General features: G+C 56.0%; 16 protein-coding genes. All 16 read left to right on the top strand.

The window, feature by feature from the left end; translation table 11 throughout:
- The first annotated feature begins 38 nt into the window (after window positions 1-38).
- The 16 genes from ACFO3S_RS20960 (at window position 39) to ACFO3S_RS20885 (ending at window position 21,117) form a co-directional block, all read left to right on the top strand.
- Entirely contained in the window at window positions 39-983 is a 945-nt protein-coding gene (locus tag ACFO3S_RS20960; protein WP_378100064.1) for a DoxX family membrane protein, read from the top strand.
- 212 nt (window positions 984-1,195) lie between these two features.
- Entirely contained in the window at window positions 1,196-1,984 is a 789-nt protein-coding gene (locus ACFO3S_RS20955; RefSeq protein WP_378100062.1) for a DeoR/GlpR family DNA-binding transcription regulator, read from the top strand.
- Window positions 1,985-2,006: 22 nt separating this feature from the next.
- Window positions 2,007-3,491: a sugar ABC transporter ATP-binding protein gene (locus ACFO3S_RS20950; RefSeq protein WP_378100060.1), complete on the top strand. Its 1,485-nt coding sequence runs from the start codon at window positions 2,007-2,009 to the stop codon at window positions 3,489-3,491.
- A gap of 267 nt (window positions 3,492-3,758) precedes the next feature.
- Window positions 3,759-4,772: a substrate-binding domain-containing protein gene (locus tag ACFO3S_RS20945; RefSeq protein ID WP_378100058.1), complete on the top strand. Its 1,014-nt coding sequence runs from the start codon at window positions 3,759-3,761 to the stop codon at window positions 4,770-4,772.
- Window positions 4,773-4,850: 78 nt separating this feature from the next.
- A complete protein-coding gene (locus ACFO3S_RS20940) occupies window positions 4,851-6,335 on the top strand; it encodes a sugar ABC transporter ATP-binding protein (protein ID WP_378100056.1) in 1,485 nt (494 codons plus the stop codon).
- 23 nt (window positions 6,336-6,358) lie between these two features.
- Complete coding sequence (locus ACFO3S_RS20935; RefSeq protein ID WP_378100054.1) at window positions 6,359-7,351, top strand: ABC transporter permease; 993 nt, start codon at window positions 6,359-6,361, stop codon at window positions 7,349-7,351.
- A 35-nt stretch (window positions 7,352-7,386) separates the two neighbouring features.
- Window positions 7,387-8,235 (top strand): transketolase, encoded by an 849-nt coding sequence (locus ACFO3S_RS20930; RefSeq protein WP_378100052.1) that lies wholly within the window; start codon window positions 7,387-7,389, stop codon window positions 8,233-8,235.
- Window positions 8,235-9,173 carry a transketolase family protein gene (locus ACFO3S_RS20925; RefSeq protein WP_378100051.1) on the top strand — a complete coding sequence of 313 codons (939 nt, stop codon included), beginning with the start codon at window positions 8,235-8,237 and terminating at the stop codon, window positions 9,171-9,173. The genes ACFO3S_RS20930 and ACFO3S_RS20925 overlap by 1 nt, the downstream gene beginning before the upstream one ends.
- Window positions 9,174-9,185: 12 nt before the next feature.
- Window positions 9,186-10,679: a glycerol kinase GlpK gene (gene glpK, locus ACFO3S_RS20920; protein ID WP_378100049.1), complete on the top strand. Its 1,494-nt coding sequence runs from the start codon at window positions 9,186-9,188 to the stop codon at window positions 10,677-10,679.
- A gap of 452 nt (window positions 10,680-11,131) precedes the next feature.
- Window positions 11,132-12,112, top strand: coding sequence for an ABC transporter permease (locus ACFO3S_RS20915; protein ID WP_378100047.1), 981 nt, complete (start codon window positions 11,132-11,134; stop codon window positions 12,110-12,112).
- 36 nt (window positions 12,113-12,148) lie between these two features.
- Window positions 12,149-13,042, top strand: a complete 894-nt coding sequence (locus ACFO3S_RS20910; RefSeq protein WP_378100084.1) for a carbohydrate ABC transporter permease — start codon at window positions 12,149-12,151, stop codon at window positions 13,040-13,042.
- Between the two features lie 77 nt (window positions 13,043-13,119).
- A complete protein-coding gene (locus tag ACFO3S_RS20905; protein ID WP_378100045.1) occupies window positions 13,120-14,823 on the top strand; it encodes an extracellular solute-binding protein in 1,704 nt (567 codons plus the stop codon).
- Between the two features lie 165 nt (window positions 14,824-14,988).
- Window positions 14,989-16,659 carry an extracellular solute-binding protein gene (locus ACFO3S_RS20900; protein ID WP_378100043.1) on the top strand — a complete coding sequence of 557 codons (1,671 nt, stop codon included), beginning with the start codon at window positions 14,989-14,991 and terminating at the stop codon, window positions 16,657-16,659.
- Between the two features lie 62 nt (window positions 16,660-16,721).
- Window positions 16,722-18,299, top strand: a complete 1,578-nt coding sequence (locus ACFO3S_RS20895) for a response regulator (protein ID WP_378100041.1) — start codon at window positions 16,722-16,724, stop codon at window positions 18,297-18,299.
- Between the two features lie 14 nt (window positions 18,300-18,313).
- A complete protein-coding gene (locus ACFO3S_RS20890) occupies window positions 18,314-20,077 on the top strand; it encodes a cache domain-containing sensor histidine kinase (protein ID WP_378100039.1) in 1,764 nt (587 codons plus the stop codon).
- A gap of 77 nt (window positions 20,078-20,154) precedes the next feature.
- Entirely contained in the window at window positions 20,155-21,117 is a 963-nt protein-coding gene (locus tag ACFO3S_RS20885; protein WP_378100037.1) for an ABC transporter permease, read from the top strand.
- Window positions 21,118-21,128: the final 11 nt, after the last annotated feature.

Genomic DNA, 21,128 nt, shown 5'->3' with positions numbered 1-21,128 from the left:
TTAATCCAGGGACATCCCGTCAGGAGATTGAACGATCCATGATCCATTACGCGCATGTAAAATGGTTTACCGACGTTACACCGGTTAAGGAAACGTTGGAAAACGTGCTGTCCCCCGTGTTCGGGATAACGGCGCTGGCCGTGGCGCTGCTGCTGGCCGTGCTGACGCAGCTGCTGCCCTCGATCATGAAAATATCCGCTTTAGGCAAGCTGGACGAGCAGGTCGAGAGACTGAGGCCCTGGTCGTTTCGGATTCTGCAGTACGGAACGGCGGCCGCGCTGCTCTGGTCGCTGCTCGAGGGCGGGCTGTTCGCTCCCGAGTTCGCTTCGCCCGAGGGGGCGCTGAAGCTGACGATCTGGGCGACGATCGCGCTTTTGCTGATCCCTCATCCTCTTCCCGTCAAGCTGGCTTCCGTCGTCCTGTTCGGGCTTTACGTCTACTATATCGGAGAGTACGGCCTGTTCCATATGCTGGATTACGGCTTCTACCTGGCGATCGCCGCCGCTCTCGGATTTTACCGCACGCCGCTGCAGAAGTGGTCCTTTCCTTTGCTGTATTTGGGAACCGGCTTGTCGCTATGCTGGGTGGCGGTGGAGAAGTGGATCTATCCGGCCATGAGCCTGGACATTATCGAGAACCACAACGTGCCGACGTTCGGCTTCGATCCTGGCGTGTTCGTCGTACTGGCCGCGTTCGTCGAGTTCGTCGTCGGGTATTTGCTCGTCGTCGGCATTTTGAACCGGCTGCTGTCCATCGTGCTTACGCTAATCTTCATCATGACGACGATGCTGTTCGGCTACGTCGAGATCGTCGGCCATTTCATGATCCATGTCGTGCTCGCGCTGTTCGTGATCGAAGGCGTCAGCTTCTACAAGCCTCCCGTGGAGATGCACAAGACGAAGCTGGAGCGAATCGTGTTCGTCGCGCTGAACTTCCTGCTCGTGCTGGCCACGTTCCTGCTGCTGTATTACAGATTCGCATAACTCTGCGCCATTTCATCACCTGGTCGGCAAGAGGTCCATCGGGGAAATCCGATCGGCCTCTTCTTGTTGAAATTCTGGCGATGTGTAAACCGTCCGATGCGGACGGCGCTCCCGACATTTAGAGTTGACTACTCGATAGGGGCACAATAAGCTATAAATAGTCAGGGCGTGCTTCTTTTTGCTCGAAAATGACAGATAAATGAGGGTATTTTATGTTTGCCGTCAAAAGAATCGATAAAATTAAAGATTTTCTACGTCAATATAAACAGATTGATATTTCCAGTTTGAGCAGCATCCTGTCCGTGTCCGAAGCGACCGTCCGCAGAGACTTGGACAAGCTTGAGATGGAGGGATTTATAAAAAGAACCCACGGCGGCGCTATTCTGGTGGAAGATCCGGAGGACGATTTCTCCTTGCAGGAATTGGTTCAGGTCGTTCCAAACCTGGAGGAGAAGGAAGCGATCGGTTTTATCGCCTCGAACATGGTCAATAATAACGACGTGATCATTATCGGCGCCGGATCGACCTGCTACCAAATGGCGAAGCAATTGAAAAACAAAAAAAATCTGACTATCGTTACGAATAACGTGCTGATTGGGATCGAATATAGCGCCAATCGTGAAATTAAAGTCATTTTAACCGGAGGAGAGACGTATCAGAACAACAATTCCATATCGCTCGTGGGAGACTTTTCAAACAAGATGCTTGAGGGTATCTATGTGAGTCAGGCGTTTATTGGCGTAGACGGCGTAGATTTCGATTCGGGGTTTACCGTCAACAGCTCCGAGCTTGGGCTTGTGTGGAACAGCATCTCCAAGGTGTCGGGAAATTTAATCGTACTGGCAGATTATACGAAGTTCGGTAAAAAAGGATTTGTCAAATGCGGCTCGCTGGATGAGGCGGACAAGATCGTGACGAACGATAAAGTTCCCGACGAATACAAACAATATTTTTTCGAGAAGGGAATACCGCTGTTTACCAAATACAATCTGGAAGAGTAGCAAGGGGTAAGGGGGCGGACTTATGGAGCCATGCGTGCTGGAGCTAAGACAAATTGCTAAGAGCTATGCCAACAACCGGGTGCTTCAAGACATTAATCTGCAATTGAAGCAGGGAGAAATTCGGGCGTTGATCGGCGAGAACGGAGCGGGAAAAACGACGCTTGTCAAAATTTTGTTAGGGTTGGAGCAGCACGATACGGGAGAGATTCTAATCGACGGCAAGGCAGCGACAATCCGGAATCCCGTGCAAGCGCAGCAAAACGGTCTTGCGGCCGTCTTCCAAGAGGTAAACCTGTTTCCCGCGATGAGTGTAATTGAAAACGTTTACTTCGGCTTGTTTGGCTCTGCCGTTTATATCAATTGGCCGGAAGTGGAGAAGGAAGTCTCCGCTATTTTTAAATCTTTGAATATCGAAATGGACCTTACCCGCAAGGTGTCGCGGCTTACGCTCCTGGAGAAGAAGATCGTCGAGGTCGTACGCGCTGTCTGCATGAAATCGCGAATTCTCTTACTGGACGAGGCGACCGCCGATTTGGACGAGGTCGAATCGAATGACGTGCTCCGTCTCATCAAGCGGTTGAGCGAATCGGGCTTAACGGTGCTGTTCATTTCCCATCAGTTAGACGAAATGATGAAGATCGCCGATACGATTACCATCATGCGAGAGGGCAAGGTAATCGAAACGAGCAGCGCGGACAAACAGAGCGTAAAGACGATCATCAGCAATATGACGCAGGACAGGTTAACCAACCCGTACCCGAAAATCAAGCTGCAGCAGCAGGGCCGGGAAGTGCTTAAAGTTGAAAAAATAAACAATGAGGAGAAGCTGCGGAATATCAGCTTCCTGCTGCGGCAAGGGGAAATCGTCGGAATTACCGGGCTGTCTGACTCCGGCTGCGCGGCTGTAGCCAGAGCCATCGTCGGACTTGGCCGCAATACGACAGGCAAAATGTATATCAACAGGAAGCCCGTCTGGATTCAATCTCCGAAGGATGCGATTCGTCATCAGATTGGGTACATTCCCGGCGACAGGAACGAAAGCTTGATTCATTTGCTGGGCATCCATCAGAATCTTTCCTTATCCAATTTCAGGACAATGACGAGAGGCGGCATCATCGACCTTGATTTGGAAAACCGGGTGGCCGAGGACTATATGGTTCGGCTGGGAATTCGCGCCCGGAGCGCGAAAATGAAAGTGAAGCATTTAAGCGCGGGTAACCGGCAGAAAGTGATGATAGCCAAAAGCCTGTTGACTCGCGCTAAGATCTATTTGCTGGAAGACCCGACCAAAGGCCTCGACGTTTCCTCCAAGGTGGAGGTCTATAATATTATGAACGACATCGTGCTGCATGGCGGCTCGATTCTTCTCATCTCTTCCGATCTGGGCGAGGTGCTTGGGATGTGCGACCGTGTACTGGTCATGTATCGAGGCGCTATCGTCAAGGAACTGGCGGGCGAGGAGATGAACGAGAAATCGATCGTCTATTACGCTTCTGGAGAGAAATAATCAATCCTATGCTAGAAAAAACCAAATAATGCGCATATCCGACTGGATATGCGCATTATTTGGTTATAAATTAGCAAATATTAAAACTAAAATTACAAAAAGATTGCAAAAAGCTTCAGATTCGATTATCTTGTAATTGTATCCCGACAAAAGGAGGATCGATCACAAGGGGATAAAGTTAAAAAGGTGAATGAATGGACTTATGGGTTGTGTAGCAGGGTATAAATGAGGGAGGGTATTCAATTGCTATCAAAAAATGGAGTTAATATGAAAAGAATTGCAATTTTTTTGCTTGCTGGTGTAGTGGCTCTTTTGGCTGCCTGCTCTAAGGAAGCGCCTTCATCCAGTCAGGAGCCTTCCGTAAGCGCTTCAAGTCCCGAAGGAGCGGGGGCTGAGGGCGAAAAAAATTATCACTTCGTCTTTATTCCGAAGGTCGTTCATCCTTGGTACGATGCGGTGGAGACCGGCGCCAAGAAAGCGGCTGAAGAGCTGAAGTCGCAAGGCATCAATGTGAAGATCGAGTTCGATGCGCCGCCGCAGGCCGATGTAGTCTTGCACGCGCAAAAAATCGAGTCCGTCGTTTCCAAAAAGCCGGACGCGATCGCGGTTGCCGTTCTGGACGACGCGTCCGATTCGGCTGTCATTAACGATGCCACCAAAGCGGGAGCCAAGATCATTACATTCGATACCGACGCTCCAGACAGCAGCCGCCTCATGTACGTTGGGCACGACAAGAACGAAGAAGACGGCGCCATGTTAGCAGCCCTGCTGGCGCAAAAGATGAATGAAGAGGGCGAAGTGGCCATTTTGGTCGGATCGCTCAGCGCGCCGAACCATTCGCAGCGTGTAGCCGGCTTCAAGAAGCAGATGGCCAACTATCCGAATATTAAAATTGTCGAGGAGCAAGCGGACAACGACGATCTGGAAAAAGCCGTTTCCTTGACCGAAAGCATTTTGCAAGCGCATCCGAATGTCAAAGGCTTTTTTGGGAGCAATGCGAGCAATCCGATCGGGATCGCTCGGGCGGTTAAGGATAGCGGCAACGCCGGGAACATTTTTATCGTAGGCATGGATGACTTGCCGGAGACGATCGAGTTTATCAATGAGGGCGTCATCACCGGTACGGTGGTGCAGAACGTTTCGGATATCGGATACAACAGCGTTAAGTATATGGTCGACATCCTTGAAGGCAAGGAAGTGCCGGAAACCGTCCCGACCGGCTCGTATGTCGTGACGAAAGACAACATGGATGAGTACTTGAGCAAAACCGGGCAGCAATAACGAGACGGAGCAAAGAGGGGCCATTCTCTGAGAAAAGCAACTCTTTGCTCCCGGTCTTGCAGAAAGGGAGTGAACAAGTTGGAAGCCTTGGCTCTGCGAAATATAAACAAGAGTTTTCCGGGGATTAAAGTGCTGCACAATGTCGGGTTCAGCCTGCGGAAGGGTGAAATCCATGCCTTGATCGGGGAGAACGGCGCAGGAAAAAGCACGTTGATGAACATCGTTATGGGGCTGTATCAACCGGACGACGGCGAAATCTTCATCGGTCAGTCCAAGGTTTCGATAACCTCGCCGATCAGAGCGCTTGCGCTGGGAATCGGCATCGTGCCGCAGGAGCTGAATCTCGTGCCGCATGCTTCGGTAGCGGAAAACATCTTTCTGGGCATGGCCAAGTTAAAGCCCGGCTTTCCGCGCATCCATTGGCGTCTCATGCAGCGTGAAGCCGCAGCGGTTATGAAGAAAATCGGGGCGGATATCGATGTCAATCGAAAAGTGGGGGAGCTAAGCGCCGCGTTCCAACAATTGGTGCAAATCGGCAGGGCGCTGGCGTTCGGTGCGGAAATATTGATTCTGGACGAGCCGACGGCAAGCTTAACGGCCAATGAGGCCGAGCATCTGTTTAGCATTTTGTATCAATTGCGCAACGAAGGGAAATCGATCATCTATATCTCGCATCATATGGAAGAGATTCAGCGCATTTCAGACCGGGTTTCGGTCATGAGGGACGGTCATCTCATCGCAACTTTGCACACGGCGCAAACCACCGTTAAAGAGATGATCAAATTAATGATCGGCGGCGAAATGGAGGAATTTAAGCAGAGCGGGAACCGGAAGGGGAACCGGAAGGAACTGCTGCGGGTCAGCGGACTTACCCGCAAGAAGGAGTTCCGCAATATCGAATTTCAGCTGCATGTCGGGGAAATCTTCGGCATTACCGGATTGGTAGGAGCCGGACGGACAGAGCTTGCGAATGCCATTTACGGCGTTACGTCTCCGGACGAAGGGGAGCTATTCTGGGACGGGCACAAGGTTCGGATCGGCTCGCCCGCCGACGCGATCCGGATGGGGATCGGATACGTTCCGGAAGAACGGCGGAAATTGGGCATTTTCCCGATTTTATCGGTGAGCGAGAACATTACGATGCCGCTTTTCTCCAGTCTGATGAGTTGGAAGGGAATAGACCATAATGAGGAAAAGAAGCTGACCCGGCAATATATAGATGATTTGCGAATTCGGACATCCTCGGCGGACAAACCGATCAAATTGCTTAGCGGAGGCAATCAGCAGAAGGCGATTTTGGCTCGGTGGCTGGCGAAGAAAGTGAAGCTGCTTATTCTGGATGAACCTACTCGCGGGATTGATATCAATGCCAAAAGGGAAATTTATGAGTTGATTCGCAAAATGGCGGACGAGGGGATGTCCGTGCTTCTCATATCGTCGGAGTTCGAGGAAGTCATCCAATTGTCCGACCGGGTAATGGTGATGCACCAAGGAGAGGCAAAAGGCCTGTTCGATTCGGACAACCTGACCAAGGAGCATATTTTAAGATCAGCTTTATCTTAATCATTGTCAGGAGGAGCGCTCCCATGAGCAAGCTTCAATCATCGAGTATTTCGGATGCCGGACAGGCGTCGCGAATCAGAAGTATTCTGAAAACGCCGGAAAGCGGTATATTTCTGGTGCTTCTGGCGATATGCGTCTTATTGACCATAGTCAGACCTAATTTCGCGGACAGCTATAATTTGGGCATATTGGTTCGTCAATTTTCGTTCGTGGCGATCGTCGCGCTCGGTCAGACGCTTGTGCTGCTGAAGGGCGGCATCGACTTGTCCGTCGGCGCAGTGGCGGGACTTAGCGGCATTCTTAGTTCGTGGCTGATGATCAACAGCGGAATCAATCCCTATATTTGCGTGCTGATCGGCATTCTCATCGGGGCTGTCTGCGGCGCGATCAACGGTCTGTTCATTACGAAATTCAATTTGAATCCGTTTATCGTGACGCTCGCAACGGGCGAAATTTTTGCCGGATTTATTCTGGTCATCACGAAAGGTTGGGCGATCCGGAATTTGCCGGAAAGCGTGCTGTATTTGGGTCAGGGCATGATTGGCCCGATTCCTGTTCCATTTATCATCATGATTGTCCTTACCGTCATTTTCATGTATTTACTCAAGAATACGCCGTTCGGCAGGTATATCTATGCGATCGGGGGCAACGAATCCGCAGCTAGGCTGGTCGGCATCAAAATCGACAAGGTCAAAATCAGCGTCTACGCCATTTCGGGGGCGCTTGCTGCGCTGGCCGGCATCATCATGGCTACCCGGCTCGCCGCCGGTCAGCCGACGATAGGCGATGGCTGGCTGATGGCGTCGATCACGGCGGCCATTATCGGCGGCACCTCGCTAAACGGCGGAGAAGGCCGCGTAATCGGCTCGGTCATCGGCGCGGCGCTGATGGGCGTGCTGGCGAATGCCATCGTACTGCTCAGCATCTCAGCCTATTGGGAGCGGGTGATTATCGGCCTGGTCGTTCTGGCGGCGATCGTACTGGATCGGGTCAGAGCCAGATTGAATCGGAATTGACCGGGCGGCGGAAAGCGACGAAGGAGGGATTACGCATGGAAACGGCGGCATTGAAAGCGAAGGCAGCGCAAATCCGGATGGATTTGCTGCGGATGATCCACGGCGCCAAAGCCGGTCATACCGGCGGCTCGCTCAGCAATACCGATATTTTGACGGCCTTATATTATCGAATTATGAAGATTGATCCGCAGCGTCCCAAGTGGGAGGAACGGGACCGGTTCATCGCCAGCAAGGGTCATTCCGTAGAATCGCTGTGGTGCATATTGGCCGATCTCGGTTTTTTCCCGAAGGAAGAGTTGAAAACCTTCAGCCAGTTCGGCACCCGGCTTATCGGCCATCCGAACAATAAGGTGCCAGGCATCGAGATGAATACGGGAGCGCTTGGCCACGGACTGGCGATTTCCGTCGGCATGGCGCTGGCGGCCAAGCGGGAAGGAAAGTCCTACCGGGTGTTCTGCTTAATGGGCGACGGCGAACAGGCCGAAGGATCCGTCTGGGAAGCCGCCATGGCGGGCGCTCACTACAAGTTGGACAATCTGATCGGCATTATAGATCGCAATCGGCTGCAAATCAGCGGATCCACGGAGGATGTGATGGGGCTGGAGCCGCTTGAAGAGAAATGGTCCGCGTTCGGCTGGCAGGTCGTCTCCATCGACGGCAACGACATCGATGAGCTCGTAAAGACGTTCGAGGCTGTACCGGCCGCAGTCGGCAAGCCGACGCTCGTTATGGCCAACACCGTTAAGGGCAAGGGCGTTTCTTTTGCGGAAAATGTCGCGAAGTGGCATCATCATGTTCCGAGCGACGAGCAATTAGAACTCGCGCTGGGAGAACTGTCCGCTGTCGTGGAGAGATACCAACAGAAAGGACAGGTGAGGCCATGATGGCGAACGCCATTCCTAATCGACAAGTCGTCTGCGAGACCCTGCTATCGCTCGCCGAAGCAGATCGCGACATTATGGTTCTTGCCAGCGATTCGCGCGGCTCGGCCGCCATGGCGCCGTTCGCGCAGTCGTACCCCGAACGGTTTGTCGAGGTAGGCATCGCGGAACAGAATATCGTAGGCATCGCGGCAGGGCTTGCTCACAGCGGAAGGAAGCCGTTCGTGGCCTCGCCCGCCTGTTTCCTCAGCATGCGCAGCATCGAGCAGATCAAGGTGGACGTCGCTTATTCGGCGACGAATGTGAAGTTGGTGGGCATTAGCGGCGGCGTCAGCTACGGAGCGCTCGGAATGTCCCATCACTCGGTGCAGGATCTGGCCGTGGCGCGCGCCATTCCGGGGCTTGCCGTCCTGATGCCGGCCGACCGGCACGAGACGAAGCGGATGACGGAAGCGCTGGCGGGTCATATCGGCGGCGCCTACATGCGCATTGGCCGCAATCCCGTAGAGGATGTCTATGAATCCGATGATTACGAGTTCGAGATCGGCCGGGCGGTTACGATGCGGGAAGGGCGAGATCTGACGATCGTCGCGGCGGGGGAAACCGTGCGCGTGGCGCTTGATGCGCACGCGGCGCTGCAAGCGGAGGGCGTTTCCTGCCGCGTGCTGAATATGCATACGATCAAGCCGCTGGACGAAGCGGCGATCGTTCGCGCCGCCAAGGAGACCGGACGCATCATCACAGTAGAGGAACATAGCGTCTACGGCGGGCTTGGCGCCGCGGTGGCGGAGGTTGTGGTGCAGCATTATCCGGTCCCGATGCGAATAGTCGGCATTCCGGACGAGCCGGCTATCGCGGGCAAAACATCGGAAGTGTTCGAGCATTACGGAATCAGCGCCGCTTCTATTAAGAAGATCGCCCTCGGGCTGTTGGGCCGATAAGGACGGCTGCCTATGGATAAGTTCATTCTGGCCATCGATCAGAGCACTTCGGGCACCAAGGCGCTGGTGGTGGACAAGCTCGGCCAAATCGTAGCAAGAAGCGGGGAGCACCATAGGCAACACTACCCCGCTCCTGGCTGGGTCGAGCACGATCCGCTGGAAATTTACGAGAATGTGAAGAAAACGGCGCGGCAAGCCTTGCGTGCAGCCGGGCTCGAGCCTGACGGGCTGGCCGCTATTTCGATCACCAATCAACGAGAAACGGCAGTGATGTGGGACCGGACGACCGGGCAGCCGGTTTGTCCTGCCATCGTATGGCAGTGCCAGCGGACAGCAGACGTCTGCAGCGCGCTCCAATCGGCCGGACATGAGCCGGGGATTCGCGCCAGAACGGGCCTGATGCTGGATCCTTACTTTTCCGCTACCAAGTGGTCCTGGATGCTCGAGCATACGGCTAAGGCGAAAGAGCTGCATGCAGAAGGAAGATTGCTGGCCGGCACCATCGACAGCTGGATCGTATGGAAGCTTACAAGGGGAAAGGTGCACGCCACCGATTACACCAATGCAAGCCGTACTTCGCTGTTCAATATTCATTCCTTGGATTGGGACGAGTCCTTGTGCCGCCTGTTCGGCGTGCCGCGAGAGACGCTGCCGGAAGTGAGATCGTCGGACGATGGTTTTGGTTTCACCGAGGATGAGGAGCTGTTCGCCGCGCGGATTCCGATCACCGGTGTCATCGGCGACTCGCAGGCGGCCCTTTTCGGTCAATTATGTCTGGAGCCGGGAATGGCCAAAGCGACTTACGGCACGGGAACGTCGGTGCTAATGAACGTGGGCGATCGGCCGGTTGCATCCGGCAATGGGCTCGTAACCGCCGTCGCTTGGGGAATTGGCGGCAAAGTGACTTACGCGCTCGAGGCGATCATTCGCGTATCCGGCGATTGCATCAACTGGGTGCGAGATCATCTGGGTCTGTTCGATTCGATTGAGGAAATGGAACGGCTGCTGGCGGAGGCGCCGGACAGCGAAGGGGTCTATCTGGTGCCCGCTTTCGTCGGCCTGGGCGCTCCTTACTGGGATTCGAAAGCTAGGGCGGCGATCGTCGGGATGAACCGGAGGACGGGAAAGGCGCATATTATTCGAGCCGCGCTGGAGAGCATTGCTTATCAGGTTTGCGAAGCAGCCGAATTGATGCGGTCCGAGTCCGGTATCGCGCTGAAGAAGTTGCATGCGGACGGCGGCGCCTCCGATAATGCTATTTTGATGCAGTTTCAAGCCGATATGCTGGACACTCCTGTGGCCAAGTCGCAGGTGGCGGAGCTTTCGGCGCTGGGCTCGGTATATTTGGCCGGACTGGGGATCGGGTTCTGGAGGTCGATCGAAGACATCGCACAGCAGCCGCGTGTCTACATCCGGTATGAGCCTGCGATAGAACAAGAGAAGCGGGAACGCTTATATGACGGCTGGAAGCGCGCGATCGCTTCCGTCCGGAGAAACGCGACTTAATTCATAGAAAAACGATGCGGCAAAAATAAAGAAATGGCGGTGCTAGGGAGGGGATCCCCGCACCGCCGTTCCTGGCATTCGAAGGAGGGCTTCTTTTGTACATTCAATAGAACAAGTCGGGCGGCTTCGCTTGCTCTAACCTGCTCAAGCGGGCAATAATATACCAAAAAGCGCGAAATAGGGGCCATGCAACCCCTAACTCGCGCTTTTTTGGCTTACCTCCCAAGCCAAAGCGCCCTTGGCGTCCTCATGACGCAGAATCGCGTTATTGTCGGAGTGATTCAGAAAAGGATCGTGGCGATGTGTAAACAATCGGGTTTTTGTTATATCGTTTTGCTCCGGGCTCGCCGGTAGAATGAGAAGGGAACTGGCAACCGGCCATCGCCCGGCAGCGACAGGCTTGGCGCAAGGCCGATTGCAGACGACTAATCGATCGAGCTAGGGGGATACGCATGACGCAAGCCGCGACGAAACCGTCGGGTCCGGCATCGCCGCCGGGCCGGGCCTCGGTCGGGAGGAAGAGCGGATGGCTCCGGTTCTTCAAGCAGTTGGACGTTCAGTTGATGGTCTGGCCCGGACTGCTGCTTATCTTCGTGTTCTCGTACATTCCGATGTACGGCGTGCTGACCGCATTCATGGACTACAACGTCTTCACGGGAGCGAGAATCTTCGATAATCCTTGGGTCGGATTCAAGCATTTCCAGGCGTTCTTCAACGCTCCGGACATCGATACCCTTCTGCGCAATACGCTGATCATCAGCGTTCTGAAATTCGTCATCGGATTTCCCGCGCCGATCATTCTGGCGCTTATGTTGAACGAAGTGCGCCATATGGCATTCAAGCGGGTCGTTCAGACCGTGACCTATCTGCCGCACTTTATGTCCTGGGTCATCGTGGGCGGACTGGTCATGTCGCTGCTCTCGACGGAGAACGGGAGCGTGAACATCCTGTTCCAGAAGCTGCGGCTTATCGAAGAGCCGATCAACTTCCTGTCTATGCAGGAGTATTTCTGGAGCATTCTGATCACGACGAACGTGTGGAAGGAGATCGGCTTTAATTCGATCGTCTACCTGGCGGCTATCGCGGCGATCGACCCGCATCTGTACGAGGCGGCGGACATCGACGGCGCGAGCAAATTCAAGCAGATGTATTGGATTACGATCCCGACGATTATGCCGGTCATCATCATATTCATGATTCTCGCCATGGGCAATTTCCTGAACGCCGGCTTCGAGGACATTCTGATTCTGGCGCAGGATCCCGGGCTGAGACCCGTCTCCGACGTGATCGATACGTACGTGTACAGGGTCGGCCTGCAAAATCAGAAATACTCGTATGCGGTCGCGGTAGGCTTGTTCAAGGCGCTTGTCAGCATCGGACTACTGACGGCGGCGAACTATTTGGCCCGCAGGTCCGGGAACAGCCTATGGTAATCCGACACATCGGCAAGGAGGCGAACGGCGTTGAGATTGAAAAGGCTCGGATATAGCGATCGCTTCATGCTGATCGGCATATACACCTTCCTGATTCTGCTGTCCTTTACTTGTCTATATCCGTTCTGGAACGGGCTTGTCGTCTCGTTCAACGAGGGGCTGGATACGGCCAAGGGCGGGGTGACGTTCTGGCCGAGAGCGTTCACGACGGCCAACTACGAAGTTGTCTTCAGCGACAAAAACCTGGCCAACGCGTTCTTCATCTCCGTCAGCCGGACGATCGTCGGCACGGTATCCGCCGTGTTCGCGACGGCGATGGTCGCTTACGGGCTAACGAAGCCTTATTTGATGGGACGCAAGTTCTACATGCTGTTCTTTATCTTCACCATGTATTTCGGCGGCGGACTGGTGCCGAGCTTTCTCTTGGTGAAGTCTCTGGGGCTGATGAACAACTTCCTCGTGTTCATCATCCCGTCGCTGATCAGCGTGTGGAACATGATCGTTTTCCGCACCTTCTTCAGAAGCTTGCCCGCCGGTCTGGAGGAATCCGCGCAGATCGACGGCTGCGGCAACTGGGGGACGTTCTTCCGAATCGTGCTCCCGCTCTCGGGGCCGATCGTGGCGACCTTGGGGCTGTTCACGGCTGTCGCCCACTGGAACGACTGGTTCATGCCGACCATCTATATTTTCAAGGAAGAGCTGATGCCGGTGCAAACCGTACTCAGGCGGATTCTGAACGCCAACCTCATCTCGGAGCAGATGGCGGGGTTCGACAGCAGGACGGCCGAGATGATGGCCAAAAGAAGCCTCACCTCCAAGGCGCTGATCAACGCGACGATTATGGTCGTCACGCTGCCGATCGTCGCGGTGTACCCGTTCGTGCAAAAGTATTTCGTGAAAGGCGTTATGGTCGGTTCCCTGAAGGAATAGCCTCTTCGCTTTCCGTCGGTGTCGAAGCGTCTCCGGCGCTTTGAACATAAATGATTCAATGAGAGGGGTAAATCGGTATGAGGAAGTTAACAAAGCCGGCGCTATGGCTGCTGTCGTCGGTACTGCTTCTTTCGGTGATCGCTGCCGGCTGCAGCAAGAACGAGAGCGCGGGCGGAGGAAGCCCGTCGCCCTCCGGCAGCGCCGTCGCGTCCCCGGACGCCAGCCCGAGCGCAAGCGCGAGCGAAGAGGCGCCGCCGGGATGGGTGTTCGGCTCCGAGCCGCTGTCGTTCACCGCTTACGCGCACTACGGCTGGCTGGATTTTCCCGCAGACATTACGAGCGTTCCTTTCTGGAAATACCTGAAGGAGAACAAGCAGGTCGACATTACGGCCATCCAGGCCAAGGGCAACCACGCCCAGCTGATGACGACGATGATGGCTTCCGGCGAGCTTCCGAATCTCATCTACGGCGACCGGTATCATCCGGATTTCGACCGGCTGTACGAAGCGGGACAGCTGGTGCCGTTCGACGACTATATGGACAAATATCCGAACCTGAAAAATTATTTCGACAAAAAATATTTGGACATCCTGCGCGCCCCGGACGGCAAGCTGTACAAGTTCCCGAACTGGTACACCGACCATCCGACGAGCACGGCGGGGTACGTCGTCAACAAGAAGATCTACGAGGAGCTCGGGTCTCCGCCGCTCGTGACGACCGACGATCTGTACAACTATCTCGTGCAGGTCAAACAAAGATACGGCGAAGAGATCGTGCCGTTCGAGCCGGATCGCACGCAGGACGCGCAGGGCATCGGCGTGCTGTATACGGCCTTCAAGGAGGGCGCGCTGTACCAGTCTCTGAGCGCGTCGCTGCTGGCCGTTCCGGAGGGAGAACGACTGACCTCCATCTTTACGGATCCGGCCTTCCGCGAATCGCAAAAATTCGTATCGAAGCTGTATCGCGAGAAGCTGATCTCCCAGGACATGTTCACGCAGGACAGAGGCAAGGTGCAGGAGAAGATTCTGACCGGACGCGTCGCCGTCTACGCGGGCTCCGGAGTGACGACCTGGGGAATGCAAGGCGACATCGAGCTGAAGAAGTCCGATCCGAACGCGGGCTACTTCATGATCTGGCCGGTCGCCAAGCCCGGGCTCGATCCGAAGAAAGTCTATGCCGGCGGCTACGACGCGCTCGGCTGGAACGTCAGCGTCATTACGAAGTCGGCCAAGGATCCGGAGAAAATCTTCGCGTTCCTTGACTGGATCACCGGTCCCGAAGGGATGACGATTCAGTTCTTCGGCCCGGAAGGCGGCAACTGGGAGGGCTTCGACGACGAAGGCTATCCGAACTTCACGGCGAACTACAATGCGGCGGAAGTGGCGGACCTGCAAGCGAAGAACGATCCGGTCATGATCGCGGGCAACAGCTCCTACATCGACAAAGCGAAGGCGAAGTACGAGGATACGCAGCCGCCCGAGCAGCAAAACTGGGCCGCGCGCTGGCAGCGGGAGGTGACCTGGCCGTCCTCCAACGACATCACGGAATTCCGGAACAATCTGGAGCCGCCGGCCGACGGAGAGCTTGGGGATATCCGGCAAAGCTCGGTGGACCTGTTCCTGCAGGTGCTCTCCGAGACGGCCACGGCCAAGAGCGACGCGGACGTCGACCGCATTCTCGACGCGGCCGAAGAGAAAGCGCAGAAGTTCGGCTATCAGAAGCTGCTCGACTGGAGAACGGAAAGATGGCTGGAGAACAAGAGAATTCTTGGCGTCCAGTAAACCGGCGGCCGGTGTAACGGCCCGGCAGTAGAGAAGAGGTTCCCCCGAGGAGAGATTTTCATCCCTCGGGGCTATCTCTGCTTCTGTTATTCTTAACGTACCGGAAGCATTCGGGAGGAGCGACGGCTTCCCCGGGGCAGATGCGGACAGGGAGGGGTTGACGGAATGAAGGCCGGAAGGCGATTCGTTCGGAGTTCGGCGGCGGCGCTCGCTCTGCTGCTGGCGGCATGCGAGATGCGGCTTATGCCCGTACCGCCGCCAGACTTCGACGCGTCCCCGCACGCCGACCCGCCGGCGGTCGAGCGGTCCCGGGACGCCTTGTATCCGCTTGGAGCGGAGCCTCTGCACGTTACTTTCTACGCGCATTACAGCTATTACAACATGCCGAAGTGGGGGGACGATCCGTCCTCGAGATGGATTCAGGAGAATAAGAAGATTCAGGTTACGGCGATCGGAGCGGAAGGGAACGGCACCCAGAAGCTGCAGAAGATGATCGCGAGCCGGAAGCTGCCCGATCTGATCTGGGGGCAGAGAGACGCCGACCTGGAGCGGCTCCGGCAGGCCGGACTGCTTGTGCCGCTGGACGAATATATCGAGAAATATCCGAATTTGCGGACGTGGGCGGGCCCGAAAATTCTGAACCTGCTGCGTTCTCCGGACGGCAGCATTTATTATTTTCCGAACTATTATACGGACCGTCCTTACGGGAACGCCGGCTATGTGGTCAACAAGAAAATCTACAGGGAGCTGGGTTCGCCGAGGCTGGAGACGACGGACGATTTGTACCTGTATTTGCGGCAAGTAAAGGAGCGGTATCCGAGCGTCGTGCCCTTCGAGACGGGGCTGGCCAAGGAGGGGCAGGGCATCGATCAGCTGTTCTCCGCCTTCAAGGAGGACAACTTCAGCTTTACCCGGTATTATGCCGTCGTAACCGGAGACAGGATGACGTCGATTTATAAGGACGAGGGCTTTCGAGAATCGGCCAAATACGTCGCGAGGCTGATGAGGGAAGGGTTGATGACGCAGGACGCGTTCACCCAGACGGAGGAGCAGATTGCCGAGAAGCTGATGAGCGGGCGCGTGGCCGTGTTCGCCGGCGCCGATCCGGTGAAGCTGGCGATGCCGGCTCATGCGGAGCTTTCCCGCCGCAATCCAGGCGACGGCTATTTCTTCGTTGAACCGATTTACCGCAGCGGTCTGGACAGAAGCAGAATCTATCCGGGAACTTACAACCTGCTCGGATGGAACGTATCCGCCATTACGACGAGCGCGAGCGATCCGGAGGCGATCTTCGCGATGCTCGATTGGATGACGGGACCCGAAGGGTCGTCCGTTCAGATGTGGGGGCCGCCGGGGCCGGACGGCTATTGGGACGGCTTCCGGGAGGACGGCATAACCCCCAATTTTACCGCCAAATACAGCGAGGATCCGGAAGGGCTCGCCCTCATCCAGTCCGTCTCCGGCGATATGATCTGGGCGGGCAATACGACTTACCTCGACAGGACGAAGATCGAGTTCGAGCAGTCTCTGCCGGAGGAGAAGCGCAACTGGGCGACCTACTGGCAGGATAAGATAACGTGGAAGTCCCAAGGGGACGCGACGCCCTTCATCAATCTCCATCCGATGCCCGATACGGACGAGGGAGCAATTCAGCGGAGAATCAAGGAAATCTGGCTTAAGGCTCGCGCGGACGCCGTGTTCGGCCTGTCGGACGGAGAGGTGGAGAAAATTCTCGACGACGCCCACGAGGAGTCGATGGCGGTCGGATTTCAGATTTACTTGGACTACATCACGGAAAAATGGCATTCGAACGTGCAGAAGCTCGAGAAGGAGTAGGGCGGGGGAGAAGGGAAGGAGCGTCAAAGGGAAGGGAATGTAAAAAAAAGGGGGCGGCCCGAATGTATCAGGTTCTGCTGGTAGACGACGAGGAGCTGGATCTCGAAGGAATGCGGAGGTTCATCCCTTGGGAGGAGCTGGGGATGGAGGTGGCCGGAGCGGCCAACAACGCCCTGTCCGCCAAGGAGATGATCGAGAGCCGCCCGATCGACATTCTCGTGAGCGATGTCAACATGCCGTATATGTCGGGGCTGGAATTGGCCAGGGCGGCGCTGGAGCGGCGGCCGGGGCTGCGGGTCATCTTCGTGAGCGGCTACCAGGAATTCAGCTATGTGCAGCAAGCCTTATCGATGAAGGCCTACAACTATGTGCTGAAGCCGATGGAGGACGCCGAGCTGGTCTCGACTCTGAAGAAGGTCAGGCAGGATCTGGAGGAGGCGGCCAAGCAGCGGGAGGTCGAGGAGTCCTACCGGCGGATGATTCCGATCGCCAAGAGCAACCTGCTCGTTCGCCTGTTCGAAGGGGATACCGGAGGAGGCGCCGCCGATTGGCCCCAGCAGCTGGCCGCCTACGGGCTGAACAAGCTGGCTTGGCCCACTCGCGTAGCCGTCATGGAGATGGATAAGCTGGCATGGGAATACGCGGAGTCGCCGAACGCTCAGCTGGAGATGTCCCGCCTGCTGCTGGAGCAGGTCAGCGCCGGGCTTGAAGGGGAGGGCAGCGTGCCGTACTGCAAGCTGAGCACGACCCGAATTGCGCTCGTGCTGGAGGCCAGAAGCTTCGACAGAGTCGTCCGTTCGCTGTACGAAGCGATCGGAAGGCGGCTGCCGATCACGGTGACGACCGGCGCGGGCGAGCCCGTCTACGCGTTGGCCCGGCTTCATTCGTCCTACCAGCAGGCGATCGAAGCGGTGGAGGGGAAAATGTTCCTCGGCAAAGGAACGGTTATCAAATACGAGGAGGCGCGGCGCGAGCCGGAGATGCTGGACGCGAGGACGCTCGATTCGCGTATGGCCGCGCTGTTCCAGGCGATGCTGGATTACGATCTGGTGCGGATCTACGACGAGTTCGAGAATCTGTTCCAATCGCTTGCCGGTCTGCGCTCCAAGTTCACGGTGCAAAATCTGTCCAACTATATGATCTGGAATCTCGAGCAGCGGCTAAGCCTCGTCAACGAGAATCTGTTCGAGCTGCTCGACATCGAGCTGCACAATCTGGACGTGCTGCTGCAGTTCGAGACCGCCGGCGACATCCGCTCCTGGTTCGTTCATCGCATCTATGAAATATCGGAGAAGCTGCACAAGAAGAACAACTCGGCCAACGGCAAGTTTATCCGCAGCGTCATTGAGAGGATCAAGGAGCGGATGAGCGAGAACATTACGCTGAAGGACTTCGCGAAGCATTTTCCTTTCTCGCCGAGCTATTTCGGCTTCTTGGTCAAGGAGAAGTCCGGACATACGTTTAACGAGCTGCTCGTCCAGCTGAGGATGGAGCGGGCCTGCGAGCTGCTGAAGGAGCCGGGCATGAAAATCTACGAGGTGGCCGACCAGGTGGGCTACCGCTATTTGCCGTACTTCAGCAGGCAGTTCAAGGACAAGTTCGGAATGACGCCGCTCGAATACCGGAAGAGAGTGCAGTAAAGGAGGAAGCGGCCGTGAGCGTTCCGGGGACGAGAAAGAGGCTTGGCTATATCCCGATCGGATACAAGCTTATGCTGTCTTATATGATCTTCACCGTCATTCTGGTGTCGATGAACGGGTATGTGTCCCATTCGATGTACGATTCTTCGATGCGCCAGCAGACTCGAACCCATATCCAGAGCACGGTGCTGCAAATCCGGGAGAACGTCGCCTACAAGGCCGACGATCTGACCCGGATTTCTTCCATGCTCTACGACGACTACAATCTCGTGCAGAACCTGCGCGCGCGGGAGTCCGGCCGGGCGAACGATTATCGGATGCGGCAGATGATTATCCCGAAGCTGGAGAGCGCGTCCAGATCGGTCGGGTTCAATCAGCGTCTGAGCCTGTACGTGCACAACGAGACGGTGAACGAGGTGTATCCGGAGCAGACGTACAACATCTATCATATGAAACGGATTCGGGACAAGAGCTGGTATGCGGAATTCCCGGAAGAGCAGTACGGCGTCACGACGGCCTGGATGCAGGTGGAGGAGGACGCCGAGGAGGGGAGAATCTCGCTCATTCGGCGCCTCGTCGACACCGCCGACCCGCTGAAGCCGGAGGAGCTGGGAATGATGCGGTTCAGCGTCGCCTTGCAGGAGCTGTTCGAGAGCGTAAACGACGAGAAGCTCGGGGAAGGAAGCGGCCTGCTGGTGAAGGATGCCGCCGGCAAGACGCTGCATGCTTCGGGCGACTCCGAGGCGTCTTGGGACTGGGCCGACGAGGGGGGCGGCCGGTACGTCACGATCGAGGAGGAGATGCCGGGCCAGGGCTGGACGATCGTGGCGCGCGTGCCGATGACGATTATCGCGCAGGAGGCGAAGAAGGCGACGGCGTTTATCGTCGGCATCTGCGTGCTGTGCTTCTTTCTGTTTACGTTCGCTGGCGCGTTCATTTCCCGTTACTTTTCCAAGAGGATTACGAAGTTCGTCTCGGTGCTGAACGCGTTCCGCGAAGGGGATCTGCACAAGCGCATCTCCTATAAGGGGAAGGACGAGTTTTCCCAGATCGCGACGGCCTTGAACGGGATGGGCGAGGACGTCGGCTCGCTGATCCATAAAGTGTATTTGACCCAGCTGCAGAGAAAGGAAGCGGAGCTGGAGATGCTGCAGACGCAGATCAACCCCCATTTTCTGTACAACACGCTGTCGTCGATCAACCGGCTGGCCAAGTTCGGCGAGAACGAGAAGCTGCAGCGGATGGTCGTTCAGCTCGGGAGGTTCTACCGGCTGACGCTGAACTCCGGCCGCACGCTCATCCCGATCGTCTCCGAGATCGAGCAGTCGAATGCGTATTTGGATATCCAGAAGGTCAAGTACGGCGACCGTCTGCAGGTGCTGTTCGATGTCGACGTGTCCGTGTGGCCTTATGAAACGATCAAAATCATTGTCCAGCCGTTCATCGAGAACGCGCTCAAGCATGCGTGGTCGGGCGATCGCATCCATATTCGCGTCTCCGTCCGCAAGGAGGGAGAGGAGATCCGCTACAGCATCATCGACGACGGGCTGGGAATGCCGCGATGGAAAATCCGCGACATTCTCCATCCGGCAAGCGAAAGCGAGAGCGAGACCGGCTTCGGCATCCGGAATATCGATCAGCGGATCAAGCTCCAGTACGGCGCGGCCTACGGCGTCTCGATCTTCAGCGGACGAGGCGTCGGCACGACCGTCCAGCTGCGCATTCCGGCCAGAAGACGCGCCGCCGCCCGAAAAAATGCAACCTCGAACGAAATTTGAAGCCTTATGCCCCGGAAGGGAAACGATTATACTCGTTGTTGAAAGTGCTTACAAGCAAGCGAGGAGATGTGGCCGTCATGGAGGCGAACGCGGAATCGCGAGTCCCGCTAAGGAAGCCAGCTAACAGAAAAAGGACGAATCTGCTGACGAAGCTGTACGCCCAGCGTTATCTGCAGCTCATGGCGCTGCTCGGCGTCGCCTGGATGCTGCTGTTCCACTACGGGCCGATGTACGGCATCGTCATCGCGTTCAAGGAATATATCGGCATCGGCGAGATCGCCAACGCGCCCTGGGTCGGATTCGACCATTTCCGCGCGATCTTCGAGGACGAATTGATGCTCCAGGTCATACGCAACACGCTCGGCATCAGCTTGCTGAAGCTGGCGATCGGTTTCCCGATTCCGATTATTTTCGCGCTGTTCCTGAACGAGCTGCGCTCGCTTAGATTCAACCGAACCGTGCAGACGATCACGTATCTTCCCCACTTTCTGTCTTGGGTCATTCTCGGCGGCATCCTGATCACGTGGCTGTCGGACGTCGGCGTCGTGAACGACGTGCTGATGAGGCTCGGCATCGTGGAGGAGCCGATCTTCTACCTGAGCGAGCCGAAATATTTCTGGGCGATCGTCGTCTCGTCCGATATCTGGAAGGAATTCGGCTGGTCGGCGATTATCTACATCGCCGCGATCGCCGGCATCTCGCCCGAGCTGTACGAAGCGGCCACGATCGACGGCGCAGGGAGATTCCAGCGGATGCGCTTCGTGACGCTGCCGAGCATCAGGGGAACGATCTCGATTCTGTTCATCCTCGCGGTCGGCGGCATTCTGAACTCCAACTTCGATCAGATTCTCGTTTTGAAAAACCAGCTGAACGAGAGCATGAGCAGCGTCATCGACATTTACGTCTACGAAATCGGCATCAAGCAAGGGCGGTTCTCCTACTCGGCCGCGGTAGGGCTCGTCAAGGGCGTCATCGCGCTCATCCTGCTGCTGATCGCCAATTCCTTCACGAAGCGGATGAACCAATCGTCCCTATTCTAGCCAAGGCGGTG

The sequence above is a fragment of the Cohnella hongkongensis genome (assembly GCF_042654645.1).
Classification (GTDB): Bacteria; Bacillota; Bacilli; order Paenibacillales; family Paenibacillaceae; genus Cohnella; species Cohnella hongkongensis.
Note: the sequence above shows the minus strand (reverse complement) of the source record. Positions and strands in the feature narration are given on the sequence as shown.

Coding starts and splice junctions, on each gene's coding strand:
- ACFO3S_RS20960 (WP_378100064.1), top strand. CDS start 39: ATGATCCATTACGCGCATGTAAAATGGTTTACCGACGTTACACCGGTT.
- ACFO3S_RS20955 (WP_378100062.1), top strand. CDS start 1,196: ATGTTTGCCGTCAAAAGAATCGATAAAATTAAAGATTTTCTACGTCAA.
- ACFO3S_RS20950 (WP_378100060.1), top strand. CDS start 2,007: ATGGAGCCATGCGTGCTGGAGCTAAGACAAATTGCTAAGAGCTATGCC.
- ACFO3S_RS20945 (WP_378100058.1), top strand. CDS start 3,759: ATGAAAAGAATTGCAATTTTTTTGCTTGCTGGTGTAGTGGCTCTTTTG.
- ACFO3S_RS20935 (WP_378100054.1), top strand. CDS start 6,359: ATGAGCAAGCTTCAATCATCGAGTATTTCGGATGCCGGACAGGCGTCG.
- ACFO3S_RS20930 (WP_378100052.1), top strand. CDS start 7,387: ATGGAAACGGCGGCATTGAAAGCGAAGGCAGCGCAAATCCGGATGGAT.
- ACFO3S_RS20925 (WP_378100051.1), top strand. CDS start 8,235: ATGGCGAACGCCATTCCTAATCGACAAGTCGTCTGCGAGACCCTGCTA.
- glpK (WP_378100049.1), top strand. CDS start 9,186: ATGGATAAGTTCATTCTGGCCATCGATCAGAGCACTTCGGGCACCAAG.
- ACFO3S_RS20915 (WP_378100047.1), top strand. CDS start 11,132: ATGACGCAAGCCGCGACGAAACCGTCGGGTCCGGCATCGCCGCCGGGC.
- ACFO3S_RS20905 (WP_378100045.1), top strand. CDS start 13,120: ATGAGGAAGTTAACAAAGCCGGCGCTATGGCTGCTGTCGTCGGTACTG.
- ACFO3S_RS20900 (WP_378100043.1), top strand. CDS start 14,989: ATGAAGGCCGGAAGGCGATTCGTTCGGAGTTCGGCGGCGGCGCTCGCT.
- ACFO3S_RS20895 (WP_378100041.1), top strand. CDS start 16,722: ATGTATCAGGTTCTGCTGGTAGACGACGAGGAGCTGGATCTCGAAGGA.
- ACFO3S_RS20885 (WP_378100037.1), top strand. CDS start 20,155: ATGGAGGCGAACGCGGAATCGCGAGTCCCGCTAAGGAAGCCAGCTAAC.